Raw genomic sequence first — 18,513 nt, 5'->3', positions numbered from 1 at the left:
AATGGGGTCGCCTTGGGTATCACTATTTTTTCAGTTCCAATAATGCCTTAGCTCTCACTATGTCAAATGAGTTAATGTCATCAAGCGCTAGGAAATAATCAGTTTGCCATGCTTGGGTTTGTATCGCTTGTTTGCTGCTTACACTGTCCCAAGGTGCATAAACTCTTACCCCGCGTTTTCCGTCTTTCTCATTATGAGTTAGAATTCCTTTTGTGGCTAATACTGCTTTCGGGATAATAAATTGACCTAATTGAGTTGCTGTTTTTACAGTTATAATTATAAAATCTAGTACATCCTTACTATCAAAAGGAGCTGTTATACCCAATGCATTTCTTTTCCACACCGTTACAAATTGTCCCGCCTTAGTAGGAGTAATTTTCGCTAGACGGTAGACTACTTTTTTTTCATTTAGTAAAAACGAACAAGCTTCATATTCTTTACTCTCTGGATTGATAACAAGTTGGGTAATAGAAAGTCCGTATTTATTGTAAAATAATTCTTTTATTGTTTTTAAATGATTTGGATATGTATCTGTTGAGGTGTTTTCAAGAATCATAAGTAGAAAAGTATGTTTTTTTCAGAGTTAATTAAACTCACTTTAATTAATAGATAGGAATTCAAGGCTTGCTTAATGAAATAACCATCAATAATTTAATTCATTGCTTTGAATTGTTTCATTTCCTGTAAAGGTTCGATGGCATTATAGTCTTTCCAGATGGTAGGGTCATATGATTTTATAGTTGTAAATTTAAAATCGGCTTCCTTAATTTTTTCAAAAGTGGCTAGGGATGTTTTAGTACGAGACATATTTAAGAATTCTATTTTATTGCTCGTATTTGCTTCAATTTTTATATCAAGTGCTAGCACATCTTTTTCACTGCTGGTTAGTTCTATAAATTTCAAAGGACGATTTAAATAAAAGTAATTTCCCTTTTCAATAGCGGCATACTGCATATAATAACTATCGTCTTCCGCTTTTTTCTTGTAGGTTATCGTTCCTTTGCTGACATTTTCATAAGCCTTAATTCCTAATAGAAACTTCATGTTGAAATTATTCAATTTTTCTCCTTCGTCTAAAATATAGTCGGTTCTCAAGATGGCATAATCTGATTCAGAAATATATAACTTACCCAAATATTTCGCTTTACTTCTTCGAGGTTTAAAACTCAGTACATAAGCGAATTCATTTTCACTAGTGTAGGTTTCGCCTTCATAGGTATAGTCATATAAGTCTGTTTTTTTAATAAAATCCAGTTTTTTGCTATTTAGAAAATTTGCATCTGACAGAAAGGAATTCAAACTGGCTTTGGTGGCCGTTAACTGGCTGTTTATTTCTATGTCAACACCTGTTTTTTTCTTTTTAATGAAGTCTTTACGTAACGAAATCGTATCTCTTGATCCAAAAAGGCCACTTTTTGCGCGGTAATATTTAGTGGAGTCTAAGTGTTGTAACATCATATTCAGGGCTGTTTTTTCTAAATCATCTACTGAACTCGAACGGCCTTCGTTTTTTAAAACGGTGGCTTTTAGAATATTCAGTTTTGAGTTGAAAAGGAACTTGTCTCCTTTTTTGGTTTTAACCGAATAATAATTACATAGGATATCAGTGAATTCCTGCGGGGGATGTGAAATTAATTGTTTAGAAAAAGCCTTTAAGTCAGTATTGACTTTTTGTAAAGCTTGTTTTGTAAATCCTGTCGATTTATTAATTTCAACATCAATTAATGAGGGTTTAAAATTATTAGAACTTCTATAAAAAAGCATTTCTTTTGACCCTGTTTCTCCAGTTTCATAATTACGAGCTAAGTTTGCTTTAACATTAGCCATAATTTCATATGGATTTGGTTTTACATTGGATACAGTCACATCATTCAGTTCAAAAACGCCTGGATCTAATTTAATGGTATAATCAAGCCTTTTTAGCTGCTCAACAGTCAACTCTCTATTGACAAAACCCAAATAGGAAACCGTAAGTAGGGTTTCGTCCTTGCTGTTGTTTTCAGATAGTGTAAAAAAACCTTCGGCATTTGAAACCAAGTTTTCAGATTCATTTACTTTTATGTTAGCATAGGGAATGGTTTCCCCAGTTGTAGAATCGATTATTTTTCCTTTTATATTTTGGGCAAATCCTAGTTGAATGATAAGCAACGTGAACAAAGTAGTAAAGAAGTTTGGTTTCATATAGGTTATGTTGCTTTATAAATAAGACGATGTTACCTTAGTTTTGTTACTAACAGATAGCACAAATAGAAAAGAATTTAGGTTTTATTTAATCATTAGTAAATTGACACTAAAAAAACTAGAATCACAAGACCTAATTTTAATGATATATCAAAATTCTATCATTGGATGTTTTATTATACTATTATTCTAAATATCTTTACCGTTCTATAATTAGCTATTGTTTACATGAAAAAACTATTATTTATTGCATTTTTCGCAATTACTACTGGCGTTTTTGCCCAAGACCTAACGCCAAGTACGGTAGGAGAATACTACACTAAAAAGGAAGTAAGTATTAAAATGCGTGATGGTGTAACTTTATTTACTGCCATTTATACACCAAAAGACCATTCTAAAAAATACCCAATTATTATGCAGCGCACGCCTTACAGTTGTGCGCCTTATGGAGAAACACATTTTAAAAAGAGCATTGGTCCTAGCGATACCATGATGAAGGAAGGTTATATTGTTGTGTATCAAGATGTGCGTGGGCGCTGGATGAGTGACGGTTTGTATGATAACATGCGCGCTTTTATTCCTAACAAAAAAGGAAAAACCCAAGTAGACGAAGCATCAGATACTTATGATACGATTGACTGGCTGCTGAAAAACGTGGACAATAATAATGGAAATGTAGGAGTTTGGGGAATTTCGTACCCTGGATTTTATTCTACGTATTCGTTGTTGAGTAACCATCCTGCCTTGAAAGCAGTTTCGCCTCAGGCTTGTATTAGTGATTTCTTTTTTGATGATTTTCATCACAATGGAGCTTATTTATTGAGCTATTGGAAAGCAACTCCTTTGTTTGGAATTCAAAAATCAGAGAAAACAAGCAAAGCTTGGTATCAATTTCCAGATATGGGAACCAAAGATGATTATCAGTTTTTTCTAGATCAAGGTCCCTTGACTAACCTAGATAAATTTTATGGGAAAGACAATGAATTTTGGCAACAGTTAAAAGACCACAGCAGCTATGATGATTTTTGGCAAAAACGGGGTATTTTACAACATTTAAAAGACATCAAGCCTGCGGTTATGATTGTTGGAGGTTGGTTTGATGCTGAAGATTTGTACGGTCCTTTGAATACGTATCAGGCTATCGAAAAAAGCAGTAAAAATTACAATACGATTGTTATGGGGCCATGGAGTCATGGCGATTGGGCTAGAAATACACCTGCTGCAGTGATTGGAAATATAAAATTTGGGGATAGTATTTCTGGTTTTTTTCAAAAAAATATTGAAGCCAACTTTTTTCGTCACTTCTTAAAAGACAATGGGAAGGGCGAAAACAAATTACCAGAAGCCTATGTTTTTGACACAGGGGTGAAAGATTGGAAAACCTATGATGTTTGGCCACCAAAAAATGCAGTAAAAGAAACGTATTATTTGACTCAAAATAAGTTATCGACCGTACCACAAAATGATGGTGGATTTCAAGAATTTATCAGCGATCCAAAAAAACCAGTTCCTTTTACCGAAGATATCTATCAAAAAGGGATAACGCCAAGAAAATACATGACCGATGATCAGCGTTTTGCAGCGAGACGTCCTGATGTTTTAGTATTTGAAACAGAAAAATTAACGGAGGAAACAACTCTAGCAGGGGCTATATTGGCACAATTACAAGTGTCCACATCTGGAACCGATTCCGATTGGATTGTAAAAGTAATTGATGTGTTCCCTAATGATGAACCGGAAACACCTGAGGTAGCTCCATATTTAAAAATGAGCAATTACCATATGATGGTGCGAAGTGAAGTTATGAGGGGCCGTTTTAGAAATAGCTTTATCCATCCAGAACCTTTTGTAGCTAATGAAAAAACAGCGGTGAAAATCAAATTACAAGATATAATGCATACGTTCAAGAAAGGACACAAAATTCAAATTCAAATTCAAAGTACTTGGTTTCCTTTTATTGATTTGAATCCGCAAACTTATGTTGATAATATTTTTTACGCGAAACCAGAAGATTTTAAAAAACAAACGCATCGTGTGTATGATGATTCTAAGATTATATTTTCGGTTCTAAAATAATAGAAACAAGAATTTAATGAGAAACCCAATCCTAACTTTTAGGATTGGGTTTTTTGTTTTATAAACCAAAATAGTTTTAAATTTTATGCTAGGAGCTAAAACCAAGGAATAGGTTTTTACGTATGTTTTTTAAAACAAGTAGTTATGTATTTTTATAAAAAACTATCTCGAATTAGTTTTCTTAGTAAAAGCTATGCTTTTAAATTTCTTTTTGTCGCTTTTATTGGGATTCATATTCCGTTAATAGGACTGTTATTTTTCGTTTTGTACGGGAATTTTTCCATCTCTCCAAATGCCATTTTAATTTTTGCACTTTTAATGACTTTGTCGGCTTCTGGGGTTACATTAGCTATCTTAAAGCAATTAATTAAACCAATTGAGGTAGCTTCAAGAGCATTACGAAATTATAAAAAAGAAAGAAAAATGCCCAAGTTACCAGTTATATACTATGACGAAGCTGGTTTTTTAATGCGTAATATTCAAGAGACTATTCTAGAACACGAAAAATTCATTGTTGAAAAGCAAGACCTGGTTTATTTGCTGTCTCATGATTTAAAAAACTTTGCAGGACAACCCCAATTATTAGCAAGGTTAATATTAGATGCCAACCCAACAAATGAAATAAAAGAATTAGCAGAATTGATTTATCAATCTTCCAATCAACAATTCATGTATATTGAGAATTTTTTAAAATTACTTAAAGAACAAGATGCCGTTTTAAAAACAAGTCCGGATTCAAAAACGATACTTTTTAAACCTCTGATTGCTGCTGTTGAAACCCAAGTGAAACAGTTGTTAGACATAAAAAAGATAAAATTAATTGTGTCAATTGATATTCAAGAAACCACACTTTTAATTGAGGAGGAGTTATTAATTCGGGTTTTAGTGAATTTAATCGATAATGCTATAAAATTTTCTTATTCCAAAAGCGAGGTTAATTTAAAGGTCTATTCAGAAAATGCAAAATTGATAATTAGTATTGCCGATAGAGGAATTGGTTTCAACCAAAATCAAATTGGTGAATTATTTAAAAAATTCACAAAAATGAGCAAGTTAGGAACTTCAAATGAAGGCTCTACTGGAATTGGGTTGTATTTGTGTCGAAATATAATAGAAAAAAATCATGGACAACTTACAGCTACTAGTGAAGGCCAGAACAAAGGCGCCACTTTTACTATTATTTTTTAATAGTTTAAATCTTTGCACATTTAATAGTTACTTTAAAACTACAATCTAGAAGTTTAACACTATTTAGTCTTTGTATTTAAGAATCCGTAATAAAATTCAATTTTATTGCGGATTTTGTTTTGTGGTAAATTTTTTCATGAAAAATTCATAATAAATTCGTTTTATTTTTGTTTTGTACTATTTTTAATTCATTTGTAATCAGTTTATTGTGTCGTTTATAGTTTTTTTTAACACTTTAATCGGAAACATTAAAAAAAAAGGTAATTCTATTTTTAAAATACTTTAAATTAGTATTTAAGTTAAAGAAATACAGATAATTGAGCCACGCTTTTTTTAACCTTAAAAAAGCCTTTTTTATCTAAGAGCGTTTTTGATATACCAATTAGAAAGCCCCCTTTCTATAGATTCAACACCATCCTACAGTTAAGTTTTTATTGTTCGTTATTTTATTATTTAAATTCAATAAATATGAAAACATTTCTACGCAATTCCAGATTTTTGATTTTTGTTTTTTTAATTACCAATTTATTTTTTGCTAGTGGGGTATTTGGGCAGACTCTAATTTCCGATCAGGCTGATTATGCTCCAGGAACTACAGCAACTTTTACTGGTAGTGGTTATCAACCTAACGAGCAAGTATTTATTATAGTACTTCATTATGATGGTACTTCAGATGGAGGTTTAGATCATCAACCCTGGATTGTCACTGCCGATGCTAATGGTGATTTTATAACAACTTGGCATGTATGTGAAGATGATTGCGTAGGTTCTACTTTAAGAGCAACTGCAGATGGAGAAACAAGTGGTTTACATGCCGAGGTGCTTTTTACAGATGGAAATGTAAAATTCACGACAACAGGATTACCAAACAATACTAATTTAACTGTAAATTACTCATATCCTTCAGTAAGTTCGTCAATAACATTTTCGACAGGGCCCAGTGGCAATGGTAGTAGTACTAACATTGGAGCTACACCAAACAATCAAAACTTTTCATACACTTTTCCTGCAACTATTGTTGTTGGGTCAAATACCTACAATCTTATAGGATCAAGTCCATCCTCACCATTTTTAATAGGTAATCCTTCAGTTTCCGTAACAGGTAACTATCTTATTGCAGGAGGTTCGGGAGGTTTAACGATTACTGCATCAGATTGTGTTAAAGATCAAGGAGGATTTTTTGAAATTATTTACACACCTGAAACGGGAGCACCTGTAACAGAAACTAGAACTATACCTTTTTTATTTACAGCTAAAAAAAACACAACGTATTCAATTACAGCTATCACCTCTCCAGTTAATGGTAATACTTACACAGGTCCAGCCACAGTTACGGGGACAACTCCAAATATAAATGACTTTACAGAAGAGGTGGTTTTGGTATATAGAGATACACAGCTTCCATCGATAACTTGTCCAGCGAATTTAACTATAACATGTGGGACATCAATTAACCCTTCAAATACAGGTACAGCTACAGCAACTGATAATTGTACTGCCATAGGCAGCATTATTATCTCATATACTGATAATACTACTCTTCCTAGTTCCTGTGGTGGAATTATTACAAGAACATGGAAGGCAAAAGATTTAGCGAACAATGAAAGCACATGTAATCAATTAATAACAATAAGTCCAGCAGACTTACCTACAATGACAGCTCCAGCTAATACAACAGTAGCTTGCGGTGCATTACCGTCATCAAGTACAATTAGCTTCAGCAATGGATTGAGTGGTGGTTGTTTAATCAGTGGTACATCAAATCCATCAACGTTCAGTGCAACACCGGACGCCTGTGGTGGAGCTGTAACAGAGACTTGGACAGCGACAGATGCCTGTGGCAGAACAGTAGCATCGGTATCAAGAACAATAACAATAAGTCCAGCAGACATACCTACAATGACAGCTCCAGCTAATATAACAGTAGCTTGCGGTGCATTACCGTCAGCAAGTACGATTAGCTTCAGCAATGGATTGAGTGGTGGTTGTTTAATCAGTGGTACATCAAATCCATCAACATTCAGTGCAACACCGGACGCTTGTGGTGGAGCTGTAACAGAAACTTGGACAGCGACAGATGCCTGTGGCAGAACAGTAGCATCGGTATCAAGAACAATAACAATAAGTCCAGCAGACTTACCTACGATGACTGCACCAGCCACCATCACAGTAGCCTGCGGTGCATTACCGTCAGCAAGTACAATTAGCTTCAGCAATGGATTGAGTGGTGGTTGTTTAATCAGTGGTACATCAAATCCATCAACGTTCAGTGCAACACCGGACGCCTGTGGTGGAGCTGTAACAGAAACTTGGACAGCGACAGATGCCTGTGGTAGAACAGTAGCTTCGGTATCAAGAACAATAACAGTAAGTCCAGCAGACTTACCTACAATGACAGCTCCAGCTAATACAACAGTAGCTTGCGGTGCATTACCGTCAGCAAGTACGATTAGCTTCAGCAATGGATTGAGTGGTGGTTGTTTAATCAGTGGCACATCAAATCCATCAACGTTCAGTGCAACACCGGACGCCTGTGGTGGAGCTGTAATAGAAACCTGGACAGCGACAGATGCCTGTGGCAGAACAGTAGCATCGGTATCAAGAACAATAACAATAAGTCCAGCAGACTTACCTACAATGACAGCTCTAGCTAATACAACAGTAGCTTGCGGTGCATTACCGTCATCAAGTACAATTAGCTTCAGCAATGGATTGAGTGGTGGTTGTTTAATCAGTGGTACATCAAATCCATCAACATTCAGTGCAACACCAGACGCCTGTGGTGGAGCTGTAATAGAAACCTGGACAGCGACAGATGCCTGTGGCAGAACAGTAGCATCGGTATCAAGAACAATAACAATAAGTCCAGCAGACTTACCTACAATGACAGCTCTAGCTAATACAACAGTAGCTTGCGGTGCATTACCGTCATCAAGTACAATTAGCTTCAGCAATGGATTGAGTGGTGGTTGTTTAATCAGTGGTACATCAAATCCATCAACGTTCAGTGCAACACCGGACGCCTGTGGTGGAGCTGTAACAGAGACTTGGACAGCGACAGATGCCTGTGGCAGAACAGTAGCATCGGTATCAAGAACAATAACAATAAGTCCAGCAGACATACCTACAATGACAGCTCCAGCTAATATAACAGTAGCTTGCGGTGCATTACCGTCAGCAAGTACGATTAGCTTCAGCAATGGATTGAGTGGTGGTTGTTTAATCAGTGGTACATCAAATCCATCAACGTTCAGTTCAACACCAGACGCCTGTGGTGGAGCTGTAATAGAAACCTGGACAGCGACAGATGCCTGTGGCAGAACAGTAGCATCGGTATCAAGAACAATAACAATAAGTCCAGCAGACTTACCTACAATGACAGCTCCAGCTAATACAACAGTAGCTTGCGGTGCATTACTGTCAGCAAGTACAATTAGCTTCAGCAATGGATTGAGTGGTGGTTGTTTAATCAGTGGTACATCAAATCCATCAACATTCAGTGCAACACCGGACGCTTGTGGTGGAGCTGTAACAGAAACTTGGACAGCGACAGATGCCTGTGGTAGAACAGTAGCATCGGTATCAAGAACAATAACAATAAGTCCAGCAGACTTACCTACGATGACTGCACCAGCCGCCATCACAGTAGCCTGCGGTGCATTACTGTCAGCAAGTACAATTAGCTTCAGCAATGGATTGAGTGGTGGTTGTTTAATCAGTGGTACATCAAATCCATCAACGTTCAGTGCAACACCGGACGCTTGTGGTGGAGCTGTAACAGAAACTTGGACAGCGACAGATGCCTGTGGTAGAACAGTAGCATCGGTATCAAGAACAATAACAATAAGTCCAGCAGACTTACCTACGATGACTGCACCAGCCGCCATCACAGTAGCCTGCGGTGCATTACTGTCAGCAAGTACAATTAGCTTCAGCAATGGATTGAGTGGTGGTTGTTTAATCAGTGGTACATCAAATCCATCAACGTTCAGTGCAACACCGGACGCCTGTGGTGGAGCTGTAACAGAGACTTGGACAGCGACAGATGCCTGCGGCAGAACAGTAGCTTCGGTATCAAGAACAATAACAATAAGTCCAGCAGACTTACCTACGATGACAGCACCAGCCGCCATCACAGTAGCTTGCGGTGCATTACCGTCATCAAGTACAATTAGCTTCAGCAATGGATTGAGTGGTGGTTGTTTAATCAGTGGTACATCAAATCCATCAACGTTCAGTGCAACACCGGACGCCTGTGGTGGAGCTGTAACAGAGACTTGGACAGCGACAGATGCCTGTGGCAGAACAGTAGCATCGGTATCAAGAACAATAACAATAAGTCCAGCAGACTTACCTACAATGACAGCTCCAGCTAATACAACAGTAGCTTGCGGTGCATTACCGTCAGCAAGTACGATTAGCTTCAGCAATGGATTGAGTGGTGGTTGTTTAATCAGTGGCACATCAAATCCATCAACGTTCAGTGCAACACCGGACGCCTGTGGTGGAGCTGTAATAGAAACCTGGACAGCGACAGATGTCTGTGGTAGAACAGTAGCTTCGGTATCAAGAACAATAACAGTAAGTCCAGCAGACTTACCTACAATGACAGCTCCAGCTAATACAACAGTAGCTTGCGGTGCATTACCGTCATCAAGTACAATTAGCTTCAGCAATGGATTGAGTGGTGGTTGTTTAATCAGTGGCACATCAAATCCATCAACATTCAGTGCAACACCAGACGCCTGTGGTGGAGCTGTAATAGAAACCTGGACAGCGACAGATGCCTGTGGCAGAACAGTAGCATCGGTATCAAGAACAATAACAATAAGTCCAGCAGACTTACCTACAATGACAGCTCTAGCTAATACAACAGTAGCTTGCGGTGCATTACCGTCATCAAGTACAATTAGCTTCAGCAATGGATTGAGTGGTGGTTGTTTAATCAGTGGTACATCAAATCCATCAACGTTCAGTGCAACACCGGACGCCTGTGGTGGAGCTGTAACAGAAACTTGGACAGCGACAGATGCCTGTGGCAGAACAGTAGCATCGGTATCAAGAACAATAACAATAAGTCCAGCAGACTTACCTACAATGACAGCTCCAGCTAATACAACAGTAGCTTGCGGTGCATTACCGTCAGCAAGTACAATTAGCTTCAGCAATGGATTGAGTGGTGGTTGTTTAATCAGTGGTACATCAAATCCATCAACATTCAGTTCAACACCGGACGCTTGTGGTGGAGCTGTAACAGAAACTTGGACAGCGACAGATGCCTGTGGTAGAACAGTAGTATCGGTATCAAGAACAATAACAGTAAGTCCAGCAGATTTACCTACAATGACAGCTCCAGCTAATATTTCGATTTCTTGTATCAGTCAATTACCAGCTCCTTCAACTAGGTTATTTAGTAATAACTTGAGTGGTGGTTGTTTGATTAGTGGCTCATCCAATGTATCAACATTTACATCAGCTCCTGCTTGTAATGGAATAATAACCGAAACATGGACTGCAACTGATAATTGTGATAGAGCATTAGCACAAGTAAGTAGAACGATTACACTAACACGCACAGGCGCTCCAACAATCATCAACTGTCCAGCCAACATAATTGTAAATACAGGTATTGGAAGAACTACATGTAATCAGACAGCTACATGGACAGCGCCAACGGCGATTACAAGCTGTGGTGAAGTTGGCAATGTAAGTTCATCTCATAACCCAGGTGATACATTTACTGTAGGAACGACAACAGTTACTTACACCTTTACAGATTGTGCAAGCAATACAAGTACTTGTTCTTTTACTGTAACAGTTATAGACAACACTAAGCCAGTGATTAGTACCAATGGAAATAAAAATGGAAATAATGATGCGAATATTTGCGGTGCAACAGTTACAGTGAGTGCGACAGCTAGCGACAATTGCGGAGTTGGTACACCATCAGGAGTTCGTAGCGATAACTTAGCATTGAATGCAATCTACCCTGTAGGAATTACCACAATTATCTGGAATGTAAATGATATCAATGGAAATGCTGCTTTAGCGGTTAATCAGACAGTAACTGTAACAGACAATCAAGTTCCTACAATTACAACTTGCCCAACTAATAAAACGGGAGTTTCTACCAATTTTGAGGGTTGTACTTATAAACATTCAGGAACTGGCTGGGATGCCGTAGCTGCAGATAATTGTGCAGTCACTTCAATTAAATACACGCTTTCTGGAAGTTCAGCTATATATACAAGCCTTAATGCTGTAGTATTCAATTCCGGCGTAACTACTGTAACAGCTATTGCTTATGATGCAGCAGGTAATGCATCAGCGCCTTGCAGTTTCACAGTAACAGTTGCTAGTACTTTGAGTGCGACTATTACTCCAACTAAAAAATACGTTTATTTTGGAGCTCCAGGTGATCAAACTGCAACAATTACTGCTAGTCCATTAGGAGGAACTGCACCGTATACAGTTAAAATCAAAATGTTAACTGACACAACTGCTCCAGTAGATCCTGCTGCAGTACGTGTAGATGGGAAATTGATTTGTGGTTTTATAACAACTACTGGTAACGAGGTATGGAGTAGTGCAAACGCAAATTCGGCAACTGGAATAACTTGCGCTACGAATACTGTAACTGCCTCTTCTACTTTAACTTCAATTCCAATTAATGGTAGTTATTCAGTTAATGTAGCACTTTTGGCAAATGCTAAATTCATTGCCACTGTAACAGATGCAATTGGATGTTCTTACACTATTCCTTATGAGCAAGCGGCTTATGTTGTTGCAGAAGATGCTCGTTGTTTTGCCGGTAAAAGTGGTAATGCAAAGGTCAAAATTTGTCATCAAACAGGGAATGCTAAAAATCCTTGCACTGAAATTTGTGTTGATGATTCGGCAGTTGCAACTCATTTAGCCCACGGAGATTTCTTAGGTAAATGTTCATCAAATTGTGTAAATCCAGCAACACTTACTAAACCAGTTGTAATAGGGAAACAAGAGATCATTGCTATCGCAGACTTTGATGTAAAAGCATATCCTAATCCATCGAATCATCAATTTACGATAGCAGTTCAAGGTAGTAGTGATGAAAAAGTAGAAGTGTTTGTTTACGATATGCTTGCAAGAATGATTAAAAGAATAGAAAAACCAAATGCGCAAAATGTTTTATTAGGAGAAGAATTGCCTTCTGGGGAATATCTATTGTTAATTAGACAAGGAAGCAACCAAAAAGCAATTAATGTTATTAAAAAATAAAATAATTGGGTGATACTATGAACTTAGAGAAAACCAGCCCAATTTAATTTGGGCTGGTTTTTTTAGATTTAATTACAAATAGTAAACATATTTTAAATTTTCGTTAAATAATATAATAATCAAAATTCTTACATTTTAAAAAGCTAAATTTGAGAGAACTAAAAAGTTAAAATTATGAAAAGAAATGCAACCGCTATTTGGAAAGGATCTCTTAAAGAGGGAGCTGGTGTATTAACAACGCAAAGTAAAACATTAGAGAATACACAATATTCATTTAAATCTCGTTTTGAAGAAGGCGTGGGGACAAATCCTGAAGAATTAGTAGCAGCAGCACATTCAGGCTGTTTCACTATGCAGCTTTCAGCTTATGTTACCGAAGAAGGTTTTGAAATAGAAAGTATTGAGACCAAATGTATTATTGATTTGGTTGAGGGAACAATACTAAGTTCCCATTTAACTGTTGCAGCTAAAATAGCTGGAATTTCGAATGAGAAATTTCAAGAATTAGTAACTAAGGCAGAGAAAAATTGCCCAATATCTAAATTGTTGAATGCTGAAATTATGTCAGTTGCCACTTTAGTTTAAGAAATAGAATAGGAACAAAAAAAGGTCTCAATTACAATTGAGACCTTTTTTTATAAAATAGGGTATAATTTTAATTACCAAATTTGGTGTGCCTCAGGTTTAATATACTGTTCATAAATGTCATTCATGGCTTTAATTTTTTCGGGTGTCAATTCAGGTAAATCATAAACGGATAAGTTAGATTCTACATGACTTACTTTTGAAGCACCAGGAATAATGCAACTAATTTCAGCAAAACTCAAAATCCATTGCAAAGCGATAGGCGCTAAGTTTGTTGTATTTGGAAACAATGCTTTTAATGCTTCAACCGCTTTTAAGCCCAATTCGTAATTGATGCCAGAAAAAGTTTCTCCTTTATCAAAAGCTTCCCCATTTCGATTAAAATTTCTATGATCTTGTGCTTCAAATTTAGTATCCGCATTAAAAAGACCTGTTAAGAGTCCGCTAGCCAAAGGAACTCTTGCAATGATTCCTATATCTTTCTTTTTTGCTTCTTTGAAAAATAGCTCCGAAGGACGTTGACGGAAAAGATTAAAAATAATCTGAACGGTATTTACATTCGGATATTCAATTGCTTTTATCGCTTCTTCCACTTTTTCGACACTAACTCCAAGGTTTAAAATTTTACCTTGGTCTTTTAACCTATCAAACATTTCAAAAATCTCAGGGCGATAGTATACTGGATTTGGAGGGCAATGCAATTGAATAAGATCCAATGTTTCTAATCCAGTTCTTTTTAAACTGTCTTCTACAAATTTTTGAAGCACTTTAGGTTGATATCCTTCGCTTGTGTGAGGGTTAATTTGTCTACCACATTTTGTAGCGACATAAATTCGTTCGGAACGCGAACGAACCACTCTACCTACTGCAGTTTCACTTAATCCATTTTCATAAACATCTGCGGTATCAATAAAGTTTACACCATTGTCTATTGCTGTATTTATTAATTCGTCAGCTGTTTTATCATTAAAAAGGGAGCCCCATTTTCCTCCAACTTGCCATGTTCCAAGTGCTATTTCGGAGATTTCAAAATTGGTTTTTCCTAATTTTCTATATTTCATTTCTTTTCAATTATTGTGTCCAGTTATTTGATTGAATTAAATTGAATGGCTTGCTCAACCAGTGGAGCCATTACTTCATATCCAGTTTTGTTTGGATGCACACCATCTGCTGAATAAATTAGCGGCAATCCGTTGCGGTCATCAACCATAGCCGAATAATAATCAACAAATGTAATTGCATTAGCATCGGCATAATTTATTAATAAGCTGTTTAAGACCATGATTTTAGTAGCAGGTTTTTGATTGGGGTTCCAAGGAAAATCGAAAGCAGGTAAAACAGAACAAAGAATTACTTTGATATTATGGCTTTTTGCCAAGTCAATCATAGAAAAAATATTATTTGTAATCATTTCTAAGGTTGCAGGTCCATTATTTCCTGCGATATCATTTACACCCGCAAGAATAACTACAATGCTAGGTTCTAAAGCAATCACATCAGCTCTAAAACGAATAAGCATTTGTGGAGTTGTTTGCCCACTTATCCCCCGATTGATGTAATTATGTGTTTGGAAATATTGGGGCGCTTCACGACTCCAAAACTCGGTTATAGAATCGCCCATGAAAACGACGCTATTTGAAGTAGTAGGTTCGTTTTGTAAACGAATGTTATCTTTTTGATATTTATTTAAATTTGGCCAGTCTTGTGCTTGTAGTTTTTGTCCCATAAGAAATGATGAAAGAAATAATCCGAAAAATAAACGATATGCTTTCATTATTAATCTGATTCGTTAATTGAAAATGAGCAGTATTTTTTTTATAACAATGACAATTATATTTAAAGTATTTTTTGAAAACAAATGCTGTCTTCTATATCTTCATATTGACCATAATTAGGGATTACAACAAATCCATTTTTTTTATAAAGTGCAATAGCTTCTGGATATTTTTTACCAGTTTCAAGGATGCAACTGGTGTAGTTTTCTTCTTTTGCCCAAAATTCTAATTCGGTTAAAACTTTAGAAGCAATTCCTTTGCCACGAGCTTCTGGATTTACATACATTCTTTTTATTTCGGCAACACCTTCTTCATAGAATTTAAAAGCACCACAGGCAACTGCTTTTAATTCGTCATAAACTACAATCGCATTTTTGATACTATCCGTTTTATTAAATTGTGCAAAGAAAGTGTGTTCGTCGCCATCCCTTAGTTTGATGTCTTTATCAAGTTTATTTATCAAGCTGATAAAATCTATGTTTTCTGGAGTGGTTCTAATTATTTTAATCATATGAAATGTTTAATCAAATAAATCAGAAGATAAATAACGATCACCACGGTCGCAAATAATAGCTACGATAACGCCTGATTCTAGTTCTTCGGCTATTTTTATGGCAGTTGCAACAGAGCCACCGCTGCTCATACCAGCAAAAATACCTTCCTCTAAAGCTAGTCTTTTAGTCATTTCTCTAGCTTCTTGTTCACTCACTTCTACAATCCGATCCACTTTTGAGGCATCAAAAATCTTTGGTAAATATTCTAGCGGCCATTTTCTAATTCCTGGTATTTGAGAACCATCACTGGGTTGCGCTCCAATAATTTGAATATCTGAGTTTTTCTCTTTTAAATAAGTAGAAGTTCCCATAATAGTTCCGGTAGTTCCCATTGCCGAAACAAAATGGGTTACGGTACCGTTAGTGTCATTCCAAATCTCAGGACCAGTTGTTTTGTAATGGGCTTTCCAGTTGTCTTCATTAGCAAACTGATTGAGCATAATATAACCACCTTCAGCCACTTTTTTATCCGCATAATCTCTAGAGCCTAAAATCCCTTCTTTGGCTGATGTAAGGATTACGGTTGCGCCATAAGCACGCATGGTTTGTGTACGTTCTTTGGTTGAATCTTCGGGAAGCACTAGTTCTATTTCTATATTGAATAACTGTGCAATCATCGCTAATGCAATTCCAGTGTTTCCGCTGGTAGCTTCAATCAGTTTATCTCCTTTTTTTATATCACCTCTTTCTAAAGCTGCTGCAATCATGTTGTATGCGGCTCTATCTTTTACACTGCCTCCAGGGTTATTACCTTCCAGTTTTAATAAGAGTTTTACATTTTTATTCTTGATCAAATTAACCGTTTCTACTAATGGAGTGTTCCCAATTAGATCTAATAATTTTTTTGGCTCCATACTATCTTAACTCTTTTACTTTTACTTCGGTTGTTGTTGTATTTGTAACTATTGATTGGGCTGGAATTGATTTGGTCACCCAGGTGTTTCCTCCAATAATACTTCCTTTTCCTACGATGGTTTCTCCTCCAAGAATAGTTGCATTAGCATAAATGCATACATTTTTCTCTACAGTAGGATGTCTTTTGGCATTTTTCATGTCTTTGCTTACGCTCAGTGCACCCAAAGTTACTCCTTGGTATATTTTCACATTCTTTTCAATAACAGCTGTTTCTCCAATTACAATTCCGGTAGCGTGGTCGATAAAAAAGGGAGATTCAATACTTGCACCTGCATGTATGTCTGTTCCTGTAATACGATGCGCATACTCGCTCATTAATCGAGAGAAGAGTAATAGGTCCAAAGCATATAATTCGTGGCTTAAACGATAAATTGCAATAGCGTAAAATCCAGGATATGCCAGATATACTTCTTCGATACTATTTGAGGCAGGGTCATTTTCTAAAATGTATGCCGCATCTTGATTTAGTTTTTCAAGTACTGAAGGCAATTTTTCTAAATATTTATCCCACATGGAGTCGCATAAGGCATGGGGCTTTTTACAAGCAATTGCTGAAATGTCTTTAAATAACTTTTCAAGTTCATCAATGCTTTCGCTCAATGGAGCATTTTTATCAAATAAGGTATAAAACAGCTTTTCAGTAAAAGTTTCTGTTTTCGTTTTGATTCCATAATTAATGGAAAAATGACTCTTTAATGAGGAAATAGTATTGATAATCAGATCTTTTGTCATGATTATAGGGGGTGAATTGTTAATAGAATGGGTTAAAAGTTGTTTATTTAGAAACAGCAACAACAATTCCATTTTGATGAAATTGGAATGTTATAAAGAAAAATGATTTGTTTGTAGTTCATAACGAAACGGTTTCCTTAAATAAAAACGAAACAAATATATTGAACTATTTTGGATTATGTTGTAAGATGTAGCACAGTCTAACAAAAGCAGGTGCTTTTTTTAAATAAAAGTGAATTGATGGGCTGATAATTATTTTACTATCAAAGTGTTTTTTTAATATGTAAATTAGCCTAGTAAAAAACGCTACAATGAAACCAATTAATACTTTTATAAGTGATCTTTCCAAAAAAGAATTTCCATTGACGGATAAAGTTTCTGGAAAATTAATTAGGAATCCAATTTTGGAATTAATGAAAGTAGATTTTCCTAATTTCAAAAGCGATCAGTTTTTATCAATAAAAGAGCTTAATTTATATAGAGAAAAATACATCTCCAATTATTTGTCAAATGAAATAGGGGAGTTGTCAAAAATCGAATCTAAAGTTATTGGAGAACTGGATGGTTACGACTCTGTAGTAAGTAAGGTGGAAGATGAAATTGAAGTTCGAACCGTTGGGCAAATTGTAGCTGATAAAGTAGCCGATTTTGGAGGTAGTTGGCGATTTATTATTTTATTCGGGATATTTATTGTGCTTTGGATTTTGGCTAATATTTATATTCTCTTGAATAAAGGGTTTGATCCTTATCCATTCATTTTATTGAATTTAATTTTATCTTGTCTTGCTGCACTTCAAGCTCCGGTAATTATGATGAGTCAAAATCGTCAGGAAGAAAAAGACCGAGACCGAGCAAGAAAAGATTATATGATTAATTTAAAATCTGAATTAGAAATAAGAATGCTACATGAAAAGTTAGATCATTTAATTCGGCATCAACAAGAAGAATTAATAGAAATCCAGAAAATTCAAATTGAGATGATGAATGATATTTTAAGTAGAATTTCAAAAGAAATTTAAAATAAAAATCTTGTTTTTACAAACTCCAAATTGAAAAAATAGGCACAATTTTATAGAATAAAAAACGAGAAAAATAGCTTTAAATTTGTTGGAAATAGTGGTCCTTTTCTAACTGTTGTTTTTGGTTTAAAACTGTTGCTTTTTATAGTTGTTATTTTTTAAGTATAAAGAAAGTTTTTTATTAAAAGGAGTGCTCTTTTTTTATTTCTTACTTTTGTTATCTGAAATTTA

14 protein-coding genes are annotated in these 18,513 nt (G+C 35.9%); 5 read left to right on the top strand and 9 right to left on the bottom strand.

Annotated features, from left to right (window positions below; translation table 11 throughout):
* Nucleotides 1–22 precede the first annotated feature (22 nt).
* The gene (locus tag AB3G36_RS15685; RefSeq protein WP_367754297.1) at nt 23–556 is read right to left on the bottom strand and encodes a MepB family protein; all 534 of its coding nucleotides are present in this window, start codon (nt 554–556) and stop codon (nt 23–25) included.
* Nucleotides 557–651: 95 nt separating this feature from the next.
* On the bottom strand, nt 652–2,181 hold the full coding sequence (locus AB3G36_RS15680; protein ID WP_367754295.1) for a carboxypeptidase-like regulatory domain-containing protein: 1,530 nt from the start codon (nt 2,179–2,181) through the stop codon (nt 652–654).
* Between the two features lie 228 nt (nt 2,182–2,409).
* Between AB3G36_RS15680 and AB3G36_RS15675 the strand changes: the two genes are divergently transcribed.
* The gene (locus tag AB3G36_RS15675) at nt 2,410–4,257 is read left to right on the top strand and encodes a CocE/NonD family hydrolase (RefSeq protein ID WP_367754293.1); all 1,848 of its coding nucleotides are present in this window, start codon (nt 2,410–2,412) and stop codon (nt 4,255–4,257) included.
* A 144-nt stretch (nt 4,258–4,401) separates the two neighbouring features.
* Entirely contained in the window at nt 4,402–5,445 is a 1,044-nt protein-coding gene (locus AB3G36_RS15670) for a sensor histidine kinase (RefSeq protein ID WP_367754291.1), read from the top strand.
* 1,310 nt (nt 5,446–6,755) lie between these two features.
* Here AB3G36_RS15670 and AB3G36_RS15665 read toward each other — a convergent pair.
* Both AB3G36_RS15665 and AB3G36_RS15660 read right to left on the bottom strand, forming a co-directional pair.
* Nucleotides 6,756–6,947: a hypothetical protein gene (locus AB3G36_RS15665; protein WP_367754289.1), complete on the bottom strand. Its 192-nt coding sequence runs from the start codon at nt 6,945–6,947 to the stop codon at nt 6,756–6,758.
* A gap of 114 nt (nt 6,948–7,061) precedes the next feature.
* On the bottom strand, nt 7,062–10,613 hold the full coding sequence (locus tag AB3G36_RS15660) for a hypothetical protein (protein WP_367754287.1): 3,552 nt from the start codon (nt 10,611–10,613) through the stop codon (nt 7,062–7,064).
* On the opposite strand from AB3G36_RS15660, the gene AB3G36_RS15655 reads away from it, so the two are divergent.
* Both AB3G36_RS15655 and AB3G36_RS15650 read left to right on the top strand, forming a co-directional pair.
* Complete coding sequence (locus AB3G36_RS15655; RefSeq protein WP_367754285.1) at nt 10,543–12,702, top strand: HYR domain-containing protein; 2,160 nt, start codon at nt 10,543–10,545, stop codon at nt 12,700–12,702. The two genes, AB3G36_RS15660 and AB3G36_RS15655, sit on opposite strands and share 71 nt — an antisense overlap.
* A gap of 174 nt (nt 12,703–12,876) precedes the next feature.
* Nucleotides 12,877–13,287, top strand: coding sequence for an OsmC family peroxiredoxin (locus tag AB3G36_RS15650; protein ID WP_367754283.1), 411 nt, complete (start codon nt 12,877–12,879; stop codon nt 13,285–13,287).
* 74 nt (nt 13,288–13,361) lie between these two features.
* Here the strand turns inward: AB3G36_RS15650 and AB3G36_RS15645 are convergent, their stop codons facing one another.
* From AB3G36_RS15645 to epsC, 5 genes are all read right to left on the bottom strand, one after another.
* Nucleotides 13,362–14,348, bottom strand: a complete 987-nt coding sequence (locus AB3G36_RS15645; protein WP_367754281.1) for an aldo/keto reductase — start codon at nt 14,346–14,348, stop codon at nt 13,362–13,364.
* Between the two features lie 23 nt (nt 14,349–14,371).
* Nucleotides 14,372–15,061, bottom strand: coding sequence for an SGNH/GDSL hydrolase family protein (locus tag AB3G36_RS15640; RefSeq protein WP_367754279.1), 690 nt, complete (start codon nt 15,059–15,061; stop codon nt 14,372–14,374).
* 62 nt (nt 15,062–15,123) lie between these two features.
* Nucleotides 15,124–15,573, bottom strand: coding sequence for a GNAT family N-acetyltransferase (locus tag AB3G36_RS15635; RefSeq protein WP_367754277.1), 450 nt, complete (start codon nt 15,571–15,573; stop codon nt 15,124–15,126).
* Nucleotides 15,574–15,582: 9 nt separating this feature from the next.
* Nucleotides 15,583–16,470 (bottom strand): cysteine synthase CysM, encoded by an 888-nt coding sequence (cysM, locus tag AB3G36_RS15630; protein WP_367754275.1) that lies wholly within the window; start codon nt 16,468–16,470, stop codon nt 15,583–15,585.
* Nucleotide 16,471: 1 nt separating this feature from the next.
* Complete coding sequence (gene epsC / locus AB3G36_RS15625) at nt 16,472–17,263, bottom strand: serine O-acetyltransferase EpsC (RefSeq protein WP_367754273.1); 792 nt, start codon at nt 17,261–17,263, stop codon at nt 16,472–16,474.
* A gap of 311 nt (nt 17,264–17,574) precedes the next feature.
* On the opposite strand from epsC, the gene AB3G36_RS15620 reads away from it, so the two are divergent.
* On the top strand, nt 17,575–18,282 hold the full coding sequence (locus tag AB3G36_RS15620) for a DUF1003 domain-containing protein (protein ID WP_367754271.1): 708 nt from the start codon (nt 17,575–17,577) through the stop codon (nt 18,280–18,282).
* The last annotated feature ends 231 nt before the right edge of the window (nt 18,283–18,513 follow it).

The organism is Flavobacterium sp. WC2430 (assembly GCF_040822075.1).
In the GTDB taxonomy this organism is placed as follows: domain Bacteria; phylum Bacteroidota; class Bacteroidia; order Flavobacteriales; family Flavobacteriaceae; genus Flavobacterium.
Note: the sequence above shows the minus strand (reverse complement) of the source record. Positions and strands in the feature narration are given on the sequence as shown.

What these genes read in the sequence shown, in the direction of transcription:
- AB3G36_RS15680 (WP_367754295.1), bottom strand. Translation starts at nt 2,181, where the DNA reads ATGAAACCAAACTTCTTTACTACTTTGTTCACGTTGCTTATCATTCAA.
- cysM (WP_367754275.1), bottom strand. Translation starts at nt 16,470, where the DNA reads ATGGAGCCAAAAAAATTATTAGATCTAATTGGGAACACTCCATTAGTA.
- AB3G36_RS15645 (WP_367754281.1), bottom strand. Translation starts at nt 14,348, where the DNA reads ATGAAATATAGAAAATTAGGAAAAACCAATTTTGAAATCTCCGAAATA.
- AB3G36_RS15655 (WP_367754285.1), top strand. Translation starts at nt 10,543, where the DNA reads ATGACAGCTCCAGCTAATACAACAGTAGCTTGCGGTGCATTACCGTCA.
- AB3G36_RS15620 (WP_367754271.1), top strand. Translation starts at nt 17,575, where the DNA reads ATGAAACCAATTAATACTTTTATAAGTGATCTTTCCAAAAAAGAATTT.
- AB3G36_RS15670 (WP_367754291.1), top strand. Translation starts at nt 4,402, where the DNA reads ATGTATTTTTATAAAAAACTATCTCGAATTAGTTTTCTTAGTAAAAGC.
- AB3G36_RS15665 (WP_367754289.1), bottom strand. Translation starts at nt 6,947, where the DNA reads ATGGCAGTACAATTATCAGTTGCTGTAGCTGTACCTGTATTTGAAGGG.
- AB3G36_RS15635 (WP_367754277.1), bottom strand. Translation starts at nt 15,573, where the DNA reads ATGATTAAAATAATTAGAACCACTCCAGAAAACATAGATTTTATCAGC.
- AB3G36_RS15640 (WP_367754279.1), bottom strand. Translation starts at nt 15,061, where the DNA reads ATGAAAGCATATCGTTTATTTTTCGGATTATTTCTTTCATCATTTCTT.
- AB3G36_RS15685 (WP_367754297.1), bottom strand. Translation starts at nt 556, where the DNA reads ATGATTCTTGAAAACACCTCAACAGATACATATCCAAATCATTTAAAA.
- AB3G36_RS15650 (WP_367754283.1), top strand. Translation starts at nt 12,877, where the DNA reads ATGAAAAGAAATGCAACCGCTATTTGGAAAGGATCTCTTAAAGAGGGA.
- epsC (WP_367754273.1), bottom strand. Translation starts at nt 17,263, where the DNA reads ATGACAAAAGATCTGATTATCAATACTATTTCCTCATTAAAGAGTCAT.
- AB3G36_RS15675 (WP_367754293.1), top strand. Translation starts at nt 2,410, where the DNA reads ATGAAAAAACTATTATTTATTGCATTTTTCGCAATTACTACTGGCGTT.